We start from the raw sequence: 14,795 nt of genomic DNA, 5'->3' as shown, positions 1-14,795 counted from the left end.
GCCGCGGGCCAAAGCGCTGAATCACCGGCCAAATGCCGGGCAAAGCGGGGCGGGCTGGCTAGCCTGAGGGCATGTCGACGATCAAGCACCCCGTCGGGCCACAGCCGAACAAGGTTTACTGGCGCCGCAGGCTCGTTGTGTTGCTCGGCCTGCTCGCCGTGATCGTCATCGTCGTGCTGATCATCGTCGGCCCCGGGCGCAGCGCAGAGGCCGGGAAGCCGGCCACCGACCCGGGCACCAGCTCGACGCCCGACCCGGGCAGCACCCCGGCGGCGGATGCCGCAGGCGGCGCCTGCGCACCGGGCAGCGTCAGCGTGGAAGCCGTCACCGACGCCAGCGACTACTCCGGCGAACAGGAGCCCGCGCTCTCGCTCGTCGTGACGAACACCGGCGCGACCGCCTGCTCACTCAACGTCGGCACGGCCGCCCAGGTGTTCACGGTCAAGAGCGGCGAGGACGTCTACTGGACGTCGACCGACTGCCAGACGGAGTCCAGCGACATCCCGTTCGAGCTGCAGCCCGGCGTGGCCGTCAAGTCCTCCGCCCCGATCGTGTGGGACCGCACCCGCTCAGCGCCGGACACCTGCGACTCGGACGAGCGCGAGGCCGCTGCGGCCGGCGGCGCGTCGTACCACCTCGTCGTGAGCCTCGACGGGATCACCTCGACCACCTCGAAGCAGTTCATCCTCAACTAGCCAGCAGCCAGCAGCCAGCAGCCAGCAGCCAGCAGCCAGCAGCGAACAGCCCGGCCAGCGCCGTGGAGCCTCGGTAGGCTGGAGCAATGGCATCCGGAGCTCAGAAGAAGTCCAAGCGCGTCGGCGGGCACCCCGCGACAAAGGCCGCGAAGGCGGGCAAGGGCGGCCCGACCGCTGAGGAGTTCCGCTCGCAGGCGCTGGCCGAGGCACTGGAGCGCCAGGACATGGCGGCCGTCGCCCTGGCGCTGCGCAACGGCAACACCGTCGTGCCGCTGATGAAAGCCGGCGACCGCGACCGGCCGTTGGAGTCCGGCGAGGTCTGGACGTACCGCGACCCGAACACGGGCGAGATCGCCCTGCTGCTGTTCAGCGATGCGCGCAACAAGCCGGCCAACCTGCCGCCGGCGGTCGGCCTGCAGGGGCCGGAGTGGCTGAAGGTGTTCCTCGGCCGCTATGGCGAGCAGATCACCACCGTCTTCCTCGACATCGCCGGGCCGCACCCGATGCAGGCATCGCCCGCCGATCTGCTGGCCGCCCTCGAGCTGTAGCGCGCACCGGCCGCGGAGGAGGCCGGAACGGTTGACGAACGCCGGGGCGCCTAGAAGGCCCGGTCCAGCTCGCGCTCCCGGTTCTCGACGCGCCGCTCGCGCTGCTCGGCCGGCGTGCCGGGGCCGGCCAGGCGCAGGCGCTCGAGCGCGGCGGTGACGCTGCCGAGCTCGGCATCCAGAATCTTGTTGAAGCCCAGCCGTCTGGCCTCCGCCCCGCGGTGCTTGCCGGCGTTGACTGGGCGCACCTCGCCGGCGAGGCTGATCTCGCCGTAGGCGGCCATGTCGTGCGGCACGGGCCGGTCGTGCATCGCGGAGGCGATGGCCACGGCGATCGCGAGGTCGGCGGCGGGCTCGGTCAGGCGCACCCCGCCGACCGTGGAGATGTAGACGTCCAGCTGGCCGACGCCGGAGAGCTTCGCGCGCCGCTCCAGCACGGCCAGGATCATTGCGACGCGGGACGGGTCGACGCCGTTGACGACGCGGCGCGGCTGCGGGCCGGTGGACTTGACGAGCAGGGCCTGAACCTCGACCGGCAGGGCGCGCCGGCCCTCGAGCGCCACGGTGACGCAGGTGCCGCTGACGCCGGTGGCGCCGCGGCTGAGGAAGAGCCCGCTCGGGTCGGGCACCTCGGCGATGCCGTCGCCGGTCATCTCGAAGCAGCCGACCTCGTCGGTCGGGCCGAAGCGGTTCTTCAGGGCGCGCACGAAGCGCAGCGCCGTCTGGCGGTCGCCCTCGAACTGGCAGACGACGTCGACCAGGTGCTCGAGCAGGCGGGGGCCGGCGATCGAGCCGTCCTTGGTGACATGGCCGACCAGCAGCACCGGCAGGTGGCGATCTTTGGCAACGCGGATGAGCGTGGAGGCGACCTCGCGCACTTGGCTCGGTTGGCCGGCGAGCCCGTCGGAGAGCGAGCTGGCGACGGTCTGCACCGAGTCGACGATGAGCAGCTGCGGCCCGACGGCGTCGATCTGGCCGAGGATCGTGGCCAGGTCGGTCTCGGCGGCGAGGAACAGCGTGGGCACGAGCGCATTGGTGCGCTCGGCGCGCAGGCGCACCTGCTGCACCGACTCCTCGGCGCTGACGTACAGAACCTTCTGCCCGGTGGCCGCCGCGCGGGCCGCCACCTCCAGCAACAGGGTCGACTTGCCGACGCCGGGCTCGCCGCTCAGGAGGATCGCGGCGCCGGGAACGATGCCGCCGCCGAGGACGCGGTCGAACTCGTTGATGCCGCTCGGCCAGTGCTGCACCGACTCGGTCGTGACGGCGGTGATGGGGCGGGCGGCACGGGCGTCGGACACCTGCGCCGGCTTCAGCGCCCGGGCCGAGGCACCCTGGTCTGCGGTGTCGAGCACGGTTCCCCACTGCTGGCACTCGCCGCATCGGCCGACCCAGCGGATGCTGGTCCAGCCGCACTCGACGCAGCGGAAGGAACTCACGGATTTGGCCATGATCCGAGGGTAGCTTGCCCCTCCGACACCGGGCCCGACACGCGCTCGGGCGCTCGATTCGCGCTGCGGGCCGCTGGCTACTAAACTTGTCCTCGGTACCGTGTCCGAGCGGCCGAAGGTACAACTCTCGAAAAGTTGTGTGGGTGAAAGTCCACCGTGGGTTCAAATCCCACCGGTACCGCCAGAAAGACCCCCTGAATCTCAGTGAAAACTGCAGAGGCAGGGGGTCTTCTTCATTGTCGGCCGCGTCCGACCTCCTGGGCGCGGGACGCGGCGCCACCGTCGCCGGCGGAGGATGCCCGCGGCTCCGCTGCCCATACACGGTTTTTGTCGCCGCCACAAGGGTGTGCGCGGAGCGAAGCCACTTCGGTAGCGTCTCGCGAGAGGTTCTGCGGGTCACCGCAGTTCCGGCCATTCCGAAAGGAGCAACAGAGTGAATATCCTGCTTGTCATCATCATTGTCGTGGCGATCGTGCTCGCGATCACCGGAGGTTTCGTTCAGTCGCTGAACTTCCTCCTCTGGGTGGGCATCGTGCTGCTCATCGTGGCGGTCATCGCCTGGCTGATTCGGTCTCTCTCTGGACGGAGGAACAGCTGATGAGCATCGGACTGGGGATCGCGCTGATCGCGATCGGGGCCATCTTGGTCTACGCGCTCAACTTCACCGTCGACTGGATCGACATCGACATGGTCGGCTACATCCTGATGGGCGCTGGCGCCGTCATCGTGATCATCGGCATCGTCCTGCTCGCACGCCGTCGGCGCAGCGTCGCCACGACGCACACCCAGGTGGACCCGGCCAGCGGCGAACGGCTCACGCGCAGCGAGAACTCCACGCCCGAGATCTGAGCGGCGTCGCCACCCCGGCGCCGCAGGCTCTCCACGCCTGCAACACGTACACAGCTTTTTCACAGGATGTCGGACCGAGGCCAGTGTTTGAGCGGAATCGCCTCGGTCCACAAGCGGAGGATGCCCCCCGAATGGGTTGCATTCGGCGGTGCGGGGTGGGACGGTGGAACCCGCTCGTCGTTCATCGGCGGGGCGGGATCGGGCCTGAACCGCCCGACTCCCAACAAGAAGGGACATGATCATGGGGTTCTTTGCATTTCTTCTCCTCGGCTTGCTTGCCGGGGCCATCGCCAAGCTGATTCTGCCCGGTGACCAGGGCGGCGGCTGGTTCGCCACGTTGCTGCTCGGCGTGCTCGGCGCGATGCTCGGCGGATGGCTGGGCGGGCTGCTGTTCAACGCCAACCTCGAAGACTTCTGGTCGATCCAGACCTGGCTTCTTGCGATCGGAGGAGCGATAGTCGTGCTCCTGGTTTGGGGACTCATTGTCGGTCGCAAGAAGGCTGCCTAGCCGCAGCCTGTAGCGGCCCCCGCCGGCCCGGGCTCTCCGGGCCGGCGGGGGCCACCGCACACCCGCCTTGAAGCGGGCGCGGGCCGCCATCCGCCCGCCAGAAACCCCCTGTCTCGATCAGAGACAGGGGGTTTCGCGTGCCGTGGGAGGCGCCGCCCAGGCGTCGATTCAGTCGCCGGGGGAGGTCATCACCACGGTGCCGGATGCCAGGGCGGCGAGCACGCAATCGGCCACGCGCTGGCGTTCAGCGGGCAGTGCGCCGGGCGCGAAGGGGGCACGCAGGTAGGGGAACGGCTCGTCGACCCGGATGATCGCGGCCTCGTCAACAGCGGGGTCGGCGATGCAGGCGATCGGCTCCTCGGCGGGTGCCCAGTCGGCCAACTCGAGCACGTACTCGTCACCGTATCTCCAGGTCTCGATCCCGACGGCGTCCGGGGGCTCGACGTCATCGAGGTCGGGCAGGCCTGTGGTGTTCCAGTACTCGACGCTGGCCGTGAACTCGATGACTTGGTTGGCTCCGGTGGCCATGATGTCGGAGGCCGTGATGCCGGCCACGCTGGTGCCGGCGGTGCTGCCGACGGTGACGTTCCCCGCCCACGGGGCGTGCCACTCCTCTGGGTGGAACTCGGAGGAGACGACCCTGAACGCAACCGGGCCTTCGTGCCCGCCGGCGCTGGGCACCACGATCTCTGCGTCCAGTCGCACCGGCGGGTACACCGACATCACGTCTCGAACCATGCCGCCGGGGGAGAACGGGAGGTCCGTTGCCGCCATCTCGGCGTCGACGGCCGCCGCGGTCTCGTGCGGCGTCCGAGCGTCGGGGATGACGGCGATGGCCGTCCACGCCGACTCGCAGCGGTAGCCGAGGTCTGTGGTGTCGTCGAACCACCAGTTCTCCGCGGTGTCGCAGTTGTCCTGTTGCACATCACCCAGCAGGGTGACGCGGTCGGAGAGCACGAGCCGGGTCCGCATCTCCGCAAGCTGGGCTGCGGCCTCGGCGCGCGCCTCGGGGATGCCCGGATCGGTCGGCGTCCGGTGCGGTTGGGACGAGAAGATGCACCCGGAGAGCAGCAGCGCGAGCGCCACAGCGGCTGCGGCTGCAGTCGCGACCAGCGACCTTCGAACGGAAGTGTGCGTCACCCGGTCACTGTACCGAGGGGCCGTTGCCCCGGCCGGCATTTCGCCGAGGCAGTCCGGGCCACTGCCTGTCGCACGCTCGAAGGGAGCAACGGGCCTACCGGGGCGCCGCGGCGGCCGGCGGCGCCCCGACGGCGGGAAGCGTGACCGTCACGGTGAGGCCGACGCCCGGGCTGTTCTCCAGCGCGATGGTGCCGCCCGCGTTCGTGACGATGGCTGCGACGATGGCCAGCCCCAGCCCGGTGCCCCGGCCGGCGGCGCGGGAGGCGTCGCCGCGGCTGAACCGCTCCAGGGCGTGCGCCTCGAATCCGGGCTCCAACCCGCCGCCGGTGTCTGCCACGCGCAGCACCAGGGCGCCGCGGGCGAGCGCGAGCGTCACGGTGAGCGCCCCGCCGCCCGGCATCGCCGTCACCGCGTTGCTGGCTAGATTGTCGATGATCCGGCCGAAGTCCTCCGCCTTGATCGCGAACTGCGCGCCGGGGCCAGGCACCGCGAGGCCCTCGTAGCTGAGCTCGATGGCGGCGGCCCCGAACCGGAAGCGGGCCCGCTCCACGGCGTCGCGGGCCTCCCTGTCGAGCTCGGCGGCGTCCGAGAGCCCGCCGTCCTCGCGCGCGGCGAGCCCCTCCAGTGTCGAGAGCTCGAGCAGCGAGTTCACCAGCGCCGTCAGCCGGGCCACATTGCGGCGGGCCCCCGCCACATCCTCGAGGAGCTGCTCCACCGACGACGCCTCGGCCTCGGCCAGCTGCAACTGCATGGTGAGAATCGCCAACGGAGTGCGCAGCTCGTGGCTGGCATCCGAGACCAGCTGCCGCTCGCGCGATGCCGAGGCGCGCAGCCGCACGATCAACTCGTTGAGCGTCTCGGCGAGCTCCGCGATCTCATCGCGGGCGGATGCCACCGGCAACAGCTCCGTGCCGGGGCTCGCGCTCAGCTCCTCCGCGCTGGCGCGCAGCCGTTTCACCGGGGCGAGCGCCGCCGACGTGAGCAGCCAAGCGGTGGCCGCCGTGCCCAGCACGATGAGGGCGAGGCCGACGAACAGCAGCAGCCGCATCTCGTCGAGCACGGTCGACTCCTCGTGCCCGCTGCGCGCCGCGACGACATGCCATTCGCCGCCCGCGGTGGTGATCGGCGTCGACAGCACCAGGTAGCTGATGCCGGCGGACTGGGCGCTCTCCGGCGTCACCGAGCGCGGCGTGTGCGACGCGACGAGATTCGGCAGCATGTCGCGCAGCGCGCTCGGCAGTGTGTTCACCGGGGTGCTGCCGTCGGGCGCGACCACGGCGATGTGCTGGCCGAGCCCTGGCGGGTCCAGCGGGCCGCCGTCCTGGTTCTGCAACGCGCTCACGTAGGCCGCGCTGTCGCTCTGCAGCACGGCAATCGAGCCGTCGCGCAGGATCCGCTCGATCTGCGCGTTGAACACGATGCCCGCGGCGAGGGAGATGAGCAGGGCGATCACGAGGCTGCCGCCGGCGATCCTGTTGCGGATCGTCAGCACCCGCGGAAGCGGACGGGGCGCCCCCGGGTGGGCGGCTGGCCGCATCAGGGCTCCGCGGCGACGAGCCGGAATCCGACGCCGCGCTCGGTCACGATCTGCGCCCCACTCTCGCTGTGCTCGAGCTTGCGGCGCAGGTAGCTCACGTACTGGTCCACGACGTTCGGGTCGATGTGCTCGTTGGTCTCCCACACCTGGGCGAGCAGCTCGGAGCGGCTCACCGTCTCTCCGGCCTGCGCGGCGAGGGCGCGGAGCACGTCGAACTCGGTGCGGCTGAGCGCCAGCTCGCGGTCGCCGGCCTTGGCGCGGTGGCGCAACAGGTCGATGGTGAGCGTGCCGACCGTCAGCGCGCGCGGCGCCGTGAGCGCATCGCGGCGGCGCACCGCCCGGATCCGCGCGGAGAGCTCGGCGATGTCGAAGGGCTTGATCATGTAGTCGTCGGCACCGGCGTCGAGGCCGCGGATGCGGTCGCCGACGGCATCCCGCGCTGTCAGCAGGATGACGCCCATGGTCGGGTCGTGCGCCTTCAGCCGCCGGCTGAGCTCGAACCCGGACATGCCGGGCAGCATGACGTCGACGACGGCCAGCTCGAAGTCCTCGGCGGCCAGCAGCGCCATCGCGGCAATGCCGTCGTGGGCCTCGGCCACCTGGTGCCCGTCGGCGCCGAGGCCGCGGCGCAGCAGCGCGGTGAGCTCTGGCTCGTCATCGACCACCAGGATCCTCACGGCACTCCCTCCGTCGGCTTGCACACATCCTAGGACCGGAACCGCTCGGCCAGACCGGGCAGGCGCCGCCTCTCTGAAAGGGCTCTCACGAAACGTTCATCAGAAATCATGCGCGGTCCAGTTGGCACTCAGACGATGAGAAATGCCCGAAGCCCGCAGCGAGAGGAGCGCCGACATGATCGATGTGCGCTCGGCTGTGGCCATGCGGATGCCGCACGCGGCGGCCAGCGCGCACCCGGCGCGCACCGCGGCACTGCTCGGCGCCGGCGCGGCACTGCTCTCCTTCGCGGGCAGCGGTATCCCGTCCTATTGGGGCGACGAGGCGGCCAGCGTGCTCTCGGCGGAACGCACCCTGCCCGGGCTGTTCGGGCTACTCGGGCAGATCGACGCCGTGCACGGCGCCTACTACCTGTTCCTGCACTTCTGGGTGCAGCTGCTCGGCACGGGGGAGTGGGTGGTCAGGGCGCCGAGCGCCGTCGCCATCGGGGTCGCCGCCGCCGGCTGCTACGTGCTCGGCCGCCGACTGTTCGGGCCCGCGACCGGGCTCCTCGCCGGCATCCTCTTCGCCGTGCTGCCGCAGGCCACCCACATGGGCGCGGAGGCACGCTCGTACGCCTTCACCATGGCGGCGGCCACCTGGCTGCTGATCTGGCTGCTCGTGTTGATCGACCGGCAGGAGCAGCGCCCCCGGGTGTGGACCGGCTACGGGGTGGCGACCGCCGGTTCGATCTACCTCTTCCTCTACCTCGGGCTGATGCTGCCCGTCGGGGCGGTCGTGCTGGTGATCCTGCGCGCACCGAGGCGCATCTGGGTGGGCTGGGCGCGCTCGGCCGCGCTGACACTGCTGCTGGCACTCCCCATTCTCGTGGCCGCCGTGCTGCAGAGGGCGCAGATCAGCTTCCTCGCCGGGCGCGGCTACGCGACGCCCGACGCGGTGCTCGTGTCGCAGTGGTTCGGCTGGCCGGGCCTCGCGATTCTCGCCTGGGCGCTGATCGTGATTGCGCTGCTGGGCGCGGCGCGAGCCCGACCCGCGTCGCACGGCCCCGCGGTGCAGCGCGCCGAGCGGATGCCGGCCGCAGAGGGAGCCGCACTGCCACACCGCGACGCGGTGCTCATCGTCACCGCGTGGCTGGTGCTGCCGACCGCCGCGGTGTTACTCGTGAATGCGGTCGCGCTGCCGGTCTACAGCGTGCGCTACCTCGCCTTCAGCGCGCCGGCCGCCGCCCTGCTGATGGCGGTGGGGCTGCGCGCCGTCGTCATGTGGGCGCTCGGCCCTGGGCGCCCCTCGGCGCGCCGGCAGCAGCTCGGGCTGCTGGCCGGCACGCTCGTCATCGCGGCGCTCGCCGCACCCGGCTACCTCGGGCAGCGCACCCCCTTCGCCCAGGGCGGCAGCGACCTGCGCCAGCTGGCCGAGACCGTCGCCGCCAACGGGCAGCGCGGCGATGCGGTCGTCTTCGACGAATCCGTGCGGCCCTCGCTCCGCCCGCGCCTGGCGATCGACCTCTACCCCGCACTCTTCGCCGGCTACGACGACGTGATGCTCGACACTCGTTACGTGCAGCGAACCCGGTTGTGGGACACCGTGCGCCCGCTCGCCGAGCTCGGCGCCCGGGTGCAGGGCCACGGTACGGTGTGGGCCGTCGAGCGCGGCACGGACCGCCCAGATGTCACCGCGCTCGAGGCACTCGGATACCGCGTGGACGCGGCCATGCCGATCAACACCAACACCGTTTTCAAACTCACGAAGGAGCAGCCATGACCCGCACAATCGTCGTGATTCCGACGTACAACGAGATCGAGAACCTCGAAGCCGTCGCCCGGCGGCTGCTGGACGCGGTGCCGGCGGTCGAGCTGCTCGTCGTCGACGACAACTCGCCAGACGGCACAGGGCGCCTGGCGGAGGACCTGGCCGCCGCTGATGAGCGCATCCATGTGCTGCACCGCCCGGGCAAGGACGGCCTCGGCGCTGCCTACCGGGCCGGCTTCGCCTGGGTGCTGGGGCACGGCGCCGACGTCGTCGTCGAGATGGACGCCGACGGCTCGCACCTGCCGGAGCAGCTGCCGCGCCTGCTGGACGGGCTCCGCGTGGCCGACGTCGTGATCGGCTCCCGCTGGGTGCCGGGCGGCGCGGTGCGCGGCTGGCCCGCCCACCGCAAGCTGATCTCCCTGGCCGGCAGCGAGTATGCGCGCCTCGCCCTCGGGGTGACGCAGCGTGATGCCACGGGCGGATTCCGCGCCTTCACCGCCCCCGCGCTGGCGCGGATCGGGGCCGAGCGCTCCACCAGCCAGGGCTACGGCTTCCAGATCGAGACGCTCTGGCAGGCGGTCGGGCAGGGGCTGCGCGTGGTCGAGGTGCCGATCACCTTCGTGGAGCGGGTCAATGGCAGCTCGAAGATGAGCGCCGGCATCGTGGTGGAGGCGATGCTGCGGGTCACCGTGTGGGGGCTCGCCGCGCTGCCGGCGCGGGTGCGCCGGCGCCGGCCGGCCGTTGCCGTGAGTCCGGCCCCCGTGCAGCGTTAGCCGGCATCCCCGGTAGCAGGAATTCACCCGCGGCGCCGCGACGTAGGCTGGGGGAACGCCCACCGGGAGGGGGTGCAGCATGGCTCAGACACGTCGCAGCACCGGCAACACCCAGACCAAGGCGCCCCGCCTCGACCGGGTAGACCCGCAGAACCTCGGCGCCGGCTACGCGGGCGATCTCGGCGCGAACTCCACCGTAGACGGCCTCTCCTTCGAGGCGCTCGAACTCGACAGTCTCGCGCTGGACTACGCCACCGTGAGCGAGAGCGTCTTCGCCGGCGTCACCGCCGACGAGGCCGAGCTGCGCAGCGTCCGCATCGTCGACACGGTGCTGGAGTCGGTGAACGTGCCCGTGCTCCGTGCCGCCCGCTCCACGTGGCGGGACGTCGTCGTGCGCGGTTCCCGGATCGGCTCCGCCGAGCTGTACGAGACGGGACTGCGGGCTCTGCGCTTCGAGAACTGCAAGCTCGGCTATGTGAACCTGCGGGGCGCGAGCCTCAACGACGTGCTCTTCGTCGACTGCACCATCGACGAACTCGACCTCGGTCAGGCCACGGCGGCGAGGGTCGCCTTCGACGGCTGCTCGGTGCGGGCGCTCGACCTGCAACAGGCCACCCTGAGCGACTTCGACCTGCGCGGGGCCGACGTGCAGGAGATCGCCGGCATCCGCAACCTCGCCGGGGTCACCATCAACGGGCTGCAGCTCGGCATGCTCGCCCCGGCGCTGGCCGAGAGCATCGGCATCCGCGTCGAGGGTTGAGCGCCAGCTCACGCGCTCCGCGCACCCCCGGCGCGCTGACCCCCAAAAGGGTTGCATTGTCGACCCGCGCGTGCCAAATTGGGAACGCACGCCGTTCGCGGACTGGTGGGGTTCGGTGACCGGCGTCGAGTTCACGCGGTGACGCTCGCACGGTGAAGGGAGTACGACGATGGGGTTCTTTGCTTTTCTCCTTCTAGGCCTGATTGCGGGCGCCATTGCCAAGATGATCATGCCCGGCAATCAGGGCGGCGGCTGGTTCGCCACCCTGCTGCTCGGAGTGGTCGGCGCGATGCTGGGCGGCTGGCTCGGCGGCCTGCTGTTCGGCGCCGACCTCGAGAACTTCTGGTCGATCCAGTCGTGGCTGCTCGCGATCGGCGGCGCCTTCATCGTGCTCCTGATCTGGGGCCTGATCTTCGGCCGCAAGAAGGCCGCGTAGCCCCAGGCCGGAGCGGCGGGGGCTCGACCGTCGATCACGGATGACGCGCTGCTCGACGACTTACGCCGAGCGGCTCTGCGCCGAGACAGCCGACCACAGTGCTCGCAGCGCCGGCCTGGGATCCGAGCGACCAATCGGGTTCTCGTCCCAGACCTGTGTGTGGCGGGATCCTTCGCGATACGTCGCCCAGCCGCCAGGGCGCCCGGTGCGGGCGAATGCTGCCCACGCCGTCATCATCCGTGAGCTCAGCTCCGGAGGCGGCTGCACGCCGACAAAGAACGCCGCGGCGGCCCGGTCAAGTGTGCCGAAGACGAACGGCAACTCCGCACCGTGGCAGGCGCCGAGACGACCGTTCATGGCCGGACTCGCCCAATCGAAGAGGTAACAGAAATTGAGCCCCTCACCGCCCAGGCGCGCCTCGAGGAGTCGATTGCTCGGCTGACGGTAGCTGCGATCACTGAGATACGCCTCCAGGGCCTCGGCCTCCGACGGGCGGTGGCCGACATCCGACTGAACTGCCCGCACGTACTGCTCCGGGCTGAGTGCCCCACCCAGATCGGCGGCGATCTCCCCGCGCAACGTGCGGGCCAGTTCCTTCGGCTCGCGCGGCGGGCCGAAGGCGAGGCTGAGGGAGGCCTCGTTCCGGTTCGTGCCGATGAGGAGGTCGACGGTGCGATTCAAGCCGGCGCGGACGGCGTCCAGCGGCGAGGCCGGCAGCAGCGTGCCGTCGACGACCGGCTGGAACGGAACCGAGAGCCCCACTGTCCGCGACTGATACTCGAGGCAGACGGCGGACTGCGCCGCGAGGAGTTCGCTGGTCGGCCGGTCGAACACTGTGCTCGCCTCCGAGACATCGATGCCGAGGTGCCGCAGGATGTCGCAGGTCACCGCCGACGCTTCAGCCGGGGCGTGCACCCGTTCGGCGGTTCCGCTCTGCATGATCGCCCGACGGAAGAGCCCGGTCGCCGTCGGCACCCCGAGCAGGGTGCCGACGAGTGCCGCGCCAGCCGATTGGCCGCCGATGGTCACGTTCGAGGGATCGCCGCCGAACTGAGCGATCTCGTCGCGGACCCACCTCAGAGCCGTGATGAGGTCGTGCACAGCCCCGTTGCTGAGCGCGCTGCCGTGTGCGGCCCGCTCCAGATGGAGGAAGCCGAAGACGCCCAGCCGGTAGTTGACCGCGACAACGACGAGGTCACCGCCGGCAGCGAGCGCAGCGCCGTCGTGCAGGGGCTCGGAGTTGGAACCGATGATGTTGGCGCCACCGTGGATCCAGAACAGCACCGGCCGGCCACGTTTCGCACCCGCCGGTGCCCAGATGTTCAGGTTGAGCCCGTGCAGGTCGTCCTGATGGCTGCTCGGTGAATCCGCGCCGCTGCCGAACGGGCTGGGGTTCTGTGGCGCTGCGGGCCCCGGCCGACTGCAGTCACGCGCTCCCGCCCACCCGTCGGGTGCCCGGCCGGGAACAAACCGCAGTCGGCCGGGCCCCAGCGTGGCGTAGGGAACGCCGAGGAAGGCCTCCACCGGTCCGTGCGGGGTGGTGAGGCGGATGCCGGAGAGCGCCCCGGCGGACGTATCGGCGTGCGGAACCTTCATGGCGCTCGGCATGTGCTCTCCTTCGGACGATGTGCGGCCCTCCCACCGTAGAGAGCCGCCACCGTCCGGAGCGGGGTGGCTGCCGGGCAATGGAAACGGGGGAGCCACCCCACGGATGCCGCGCCGGCCGGCAGCTCCGGGGTCGAAGTTCCATCCAATGAAAAGCGGGTACCTCAGAACCCTGCCGTTCGCCCACGCTGAACTCAGCTGGATCGCACCGATCCGGCCGAAAGCAGTAGGGACACGACATGAAGTTCATGGGCATCGCCGCCGATGACAGCAACGACACTCGTATCGGCGTCGTTCAGGGCGACTCGGTCGCACCGCTCACCACGCTCGTCGAGTTCTGGCAGGACCCGTTCGCCTGGCAGCAGCGCGCAGCGGCCGGCGCCGCGGGTGCCGCCCTGCCGCTCAGCAGCGTCCGCGAGGTGCCGCTGGTGCCCGCGTCCGCCCGCGTGCTCTGCGTCGGCCTGAACTACAAGGCGCACGCGGCAGAGGGCAAGTTCGAGGTGCCGGAATACCCGACGATCTTCGGCCGCTGGACGGCCTCGCTCAGCGTCGGAGGCGTGCCGGCTCCCGTTCCCACCGGCGAGGCCGGCCTGGACTGGGAGGGTGAGATCGCCGCCGTCGTGGGCGCCCGCATCCAGTCAGCGGATGCCGCCACCGCCGAGTCGGCCGTCTTCGGCTACTCCGTCTTCAACGACCTCACCTCGCGCCGCGCGCAGAAGCTCACCGCGCAGTGGACGCTCGGCAAGAACGGCGACTTCTCCGGCCCGATGGGGCCGCTCGTCAGCCGCGACGAGGTCGGCGACCTGCGAGACGGCCTGCAGCTGCGCACGCGCGTCAACGGCATCGAGGTGCAGAACGGCAACACCCGCGACATGATCTTCTCCGTCGGCGACATCCTTGCCCTCGTCAGCCAGACGTTCACCCTGCACCCGGGAGACGTCCTCGTCTCCGGGACGCCGGAGGGCGTCGGCTACGTGCGCACCCCGCCGTGGCTGCTGCAGCCGGGGGACATCGTCGAGGTCGAAGTGGACCGGCTGGGAACCCTGACAACGCCGATCGTCGACGCGTCGGCCCGAGACCGTGCCTGAGGGCCTGGGGTCCGCGACGGCCACGCCCGGCCAGGGCGCCCTCGCGGCGCTGCCCGACTTCGTGCCGGTGCTGATCGTCGGCGGGGGACCGAGCGGCCTGTTCCTGGCGGCCGATCTCGACCGGCGCGGCGTGCAGAGCCTCGTCATCGAGCCGCGCGACGCGGTGGACCACACCCGCCCGAAGGCGAAGACCACCAACGCCCGCACCATGAGCCACCTGCGCCGGCTCGGCCTGGCCGCTCCGCTGCGGAGCGCCGCCCCGCTCACGGCCGACTACTCCGAAGACGTCATCTTCTGCTCGAGCCTGACCGGCCACGAGCTGGCCCGCTTCCGCAATGCGTTCCAGCTGGCGCGGGGGCGCTACGAGTTGCAGCCCGAGTGCGGGCAGCAGGTGTCGCAGCCGATCGTCGAGGAGGTGCTGCGCGCCGGCGTCGACGCCTCGCCGCTGGCCGCGCTCGCGACGACCCTGCGGGTCGAGCGCATCGACGCCGCACCGGGGCGCCGGCCGCGCGCCCTCGTCGTCGACGAGGACGGCGCCTCCCGCTGGGTCGAGTGCGAGCACCTCGTCGGCGCGGACGGCGGCTCCTCGCTGGCGCGGCACGAGCTCGGCATCGCCATGGAGGGCGGCTCGGCCGCCAAGTCCAACTTCAACTTCCTGTTTCGCTCCGAGCGCCTGGCCGAGACGATTGCGCTGGACCCCGCCGTGCAGTACTGGGTGCTCCGGCCGTCCGCGGCCGGCATGATCGGCCGGATGGACCTCGAGGCGACCTGGTGGGTGATCATCCAGAACATCGAGCCCGACGCACACCCCGACCCCGCGGCGTTGGTGACGGAACTCGTCGGCACCGACGTCGACATCGAGGTGATCGCGACCGACCGCTGGACGGCCAGGATGCTCCTCGCCGCCAGCTACGGCCGCGACGGCGTCTATCTGGTGGGCGACTCCGCACACCTCAACCCGCCGTGGGGCGGCCACGGCTTCAA

Annotated in this window: 16 protein-coding genes and 1 tRNA gene; 12 read left to right on the top strand and 5 right to left on the bottom strand. The window is 71.1% G+C overall.

What is annotated here, in order from left to right:
- Positions 1-71 precede the first annotated feature (71 nt).
- Positions 72-695 carry a hypothetical protein gene (locus GY24_RS03605; protein ID WP_104474408.1) on the top strand — a complete coding sequence of 208 codons (624 nt, stop codon included), beginning with the start codon at positions 72-74 and terminating at the stop codon, positions 693-695.
- Between the two features lie 86 nt (positions 696-781).
- Positions 782-1,243 carry a dehydrogenase gene (locus GY24_RS03600; RefSeq protein ID WP_231919337.1) on the top strand — a complete coding sequence of 154 codons (462 nt, stop codon included), beginning with the start codon at positions 782-784 and terminating at the stop codon, positions 1,241-1,243.
- Positions 1,244-1,293: 50 nt separating this feature from the next.
- Here the strand turns inward: GY24_RS03600 and radA are convergent, their stop codons facing one another.
- Positions 1,294-2,691: a DNA repair protein RadA gene (radA, locus tag GY24_RS03595; protein WP_104474407.1), complete on the bottom strand. Its 1,398-nt coding sequence runs from the start codon at positions 2,689-2,691 to the stop codon at positions 1,294-1,296.
- A 94-nt stretch (positions 2,692-2,785) separates the two neighbouring features.
- Here radA and GY24_RS03590 point away from each other — a divergent pair.
- From GY24_RS03590 to GY24_RS03580, 4 genes are all read left to right on the top strand, one after another.
- A tRNA-Ser gene (locus GY24_RS03590) sits at positions 2,786-2,875 on the top strand.
- A 249-nt stretch (positions 2,876-3,124) separates the two neighbouring features.
- Positions 3,125-3,289: a hypothetical protein gene (locus GY24_RS17820; protein ID WP_162842920.1), complete on the top strand. Its 165-nt coding sequence runs from the start codon at positions 3,125-3,127 to the stop codon at positions 3,287-3,289.
- Positions 3,289-3,540, top strand: coding sequence for a DUF6458 family protein (locus tag GY24_RS03585; RefSeq protein ID WP_104474406.1), 252 nt, complete (start codon positions 3,289-3,291; stop codon positions 3,538-3,540). The genes GY24_RS17820 and GY24_RS03585 overlap by 1 nt, the downstream gene beginning before the upstream one ends.
- A gap of 241 nt (positions 3,541-3,781) precedes the next feature.
- Positions 3,782-4,048 (top strand): GlsB/YeaQ/YmgE family stress response membrane protein, encoded by a 267-nt coding sequence (locus tag GY24_RS03580; protein ID WP_067231803.1) that lies wholly within the window; start codon positions 3,782-3,784, stop codon positions 4,046-4,048.
- A 168-nt stretch (positions 4,049-4,216) separates the two neighbouring features.
- On the opposite strand, the gene GY24_RS03575 is transcribed toward GY24_RS03580, so the two are convergent.
- The 3 genes from GY24_RS03575 to GY24_RS03565 form a co-directional block, all read right to left on the bottom strand.
- Entirely contained in the window at positions 4,217-5,188 is a 972-nt protein-coding gene (locus GY24_RS03575; protein WP_133161095.1) for a hypothetical protein, read from the bottom strand.
- Between the two features lie 94 nt (positions 5,189-5,282).
- Positions 5,283-6,680 (bottom strand): sensor histidine kinase, encoded by a 1,398-nt coding sequence (locus GY24_RS03570; RefSeq protein ID WP_161498675.1) that lies wholly within the window; start codon positions 6,678-6,680, stop codon positions 5,283-5,285.
- 44 nt (positions 6,681-6,724) lie between these two features.
- Entirely contained in the window at positions 6,725-7,390 is a 666-nt protein-coding gene (locus tag GY24_RS03565; protein ID WP_231919338.1) for a response regulator transcription factor, read from the bottom strand.
- A 187-nt stretch (positions 7,391-7,577) separates the two neighbouring features.
- Here GY24_RS03565 and GY24_RS03560 point away from each other — a divergent pair, with 187 nt between their 5' ends.
- From GY24_RS03560 to GY24_RS03545, 4 genes are all read left to right on the top strand, one after another.
- The gene (locus tag GY24_RS03560) at positions 7,578-9,161 is read left to right on the top strand and encodes a glycosyltransferase family 39 protein (protein ID WP_161498674.1); all 1,584 of its coding nucleotides are present in this window, start codon (positions 7,578-7,580) and stop codon (positions 9,159-9,161) included.
- A complete protein-coding gene (locus tag GY24_RS03555; protein ID WP_104474402.1) occupies positions 9,158-9,922 on the top strand; it encodes a polyprenol monophosphomannose synthase in 765 nt (254 codons plus the stop codon). The genes GY24_RS03560 and GY24_RS03555 overlap by 4 nt, the downstream gene beginning before the upstream one ends.
- A gap of 79 nt (positions 9,923-10,001) precedes the next feature.
- Positions 10,002-10,682 (top strand): pentapeptide repeat-containing protein, encoded by a 681-nt coding sequence (locus tag GY24_RS03550; protein ID WP_104474401.1) that lies wholly within the window; start codon positions 10,002-10,004, stop codon positions 10,680-10,682.
- A 169-nt stretch (positions 10,683-10,851) separates the two neighbouring features.
- On the top strand, positions 10,852-11,118 hold the full coding sequence (locus tag GY24_RS03545) for a GlsB/YeaQ/YmgE family stress response membrane protein (protein WP_083362960.1): 267 nt from the start codon (positions 10,852-10,854) through the stop codon (positions 11,116-11,118).
- A 60-nt stretch (positions 11,119-11,178) separates the two neighbouring features.
- On the opposite strand, the gene GY24_RS03540 is transcribed toward GY24_RS03545, so the two are convergent.
- On the bottom strand, positions 11,179-12,804 hold the full coding sequence (locus GY24_RS03540) for a carboxylesterase/lipase family protein (RefSeq protein ID WP_133161094.1): 1,626 nt from the start codon (positions 12,802-12,804) through the stop codon (positions 11,179-11,181).
- 158 nt (positions 12,805-12,962) lie between these two features.
- Here GY24_RS03540 and GY24_RS03535 point away from each other — a divergent pair, with 158 nt between their 5' ends.
- Positions 12,963-13,811, top strand: a complete 849-nt coding sequence (locus GY24_RS03535; protein WP_104474399.1) for a fumarylacetoacetate hydrolase family protein — start codon at positions 12,963-12,965, stop codon at positions 13,809-13,811.
- On the top strand, positions 13,804-14,795 hold a 992-nt coding region (locus GY24_RS03530), incomplete at its 3' end, for an FAD-dependent monooxygenase (protein WP_233279178.1). The genes GY24_RS03535 and GY24_RS03530, both read left to right, overlap by 8 nt.

The sequence above is a fragment of the Microterricola pindariensis genome, assembly GCF_002936985.1.
GTDB classification, from domain to species: domain Bacteria; phylum Actinomycetota; class Actinomycetes; order Actinomycetales; family Microbacteriaceae; genus Microterricola; species Microterricola pindariensis.
The sequence above is the reverse complement of the archived record's forward strand: the minus strand, read 5'-3'. Positions and strand labels throughout refer to the sequence as shown.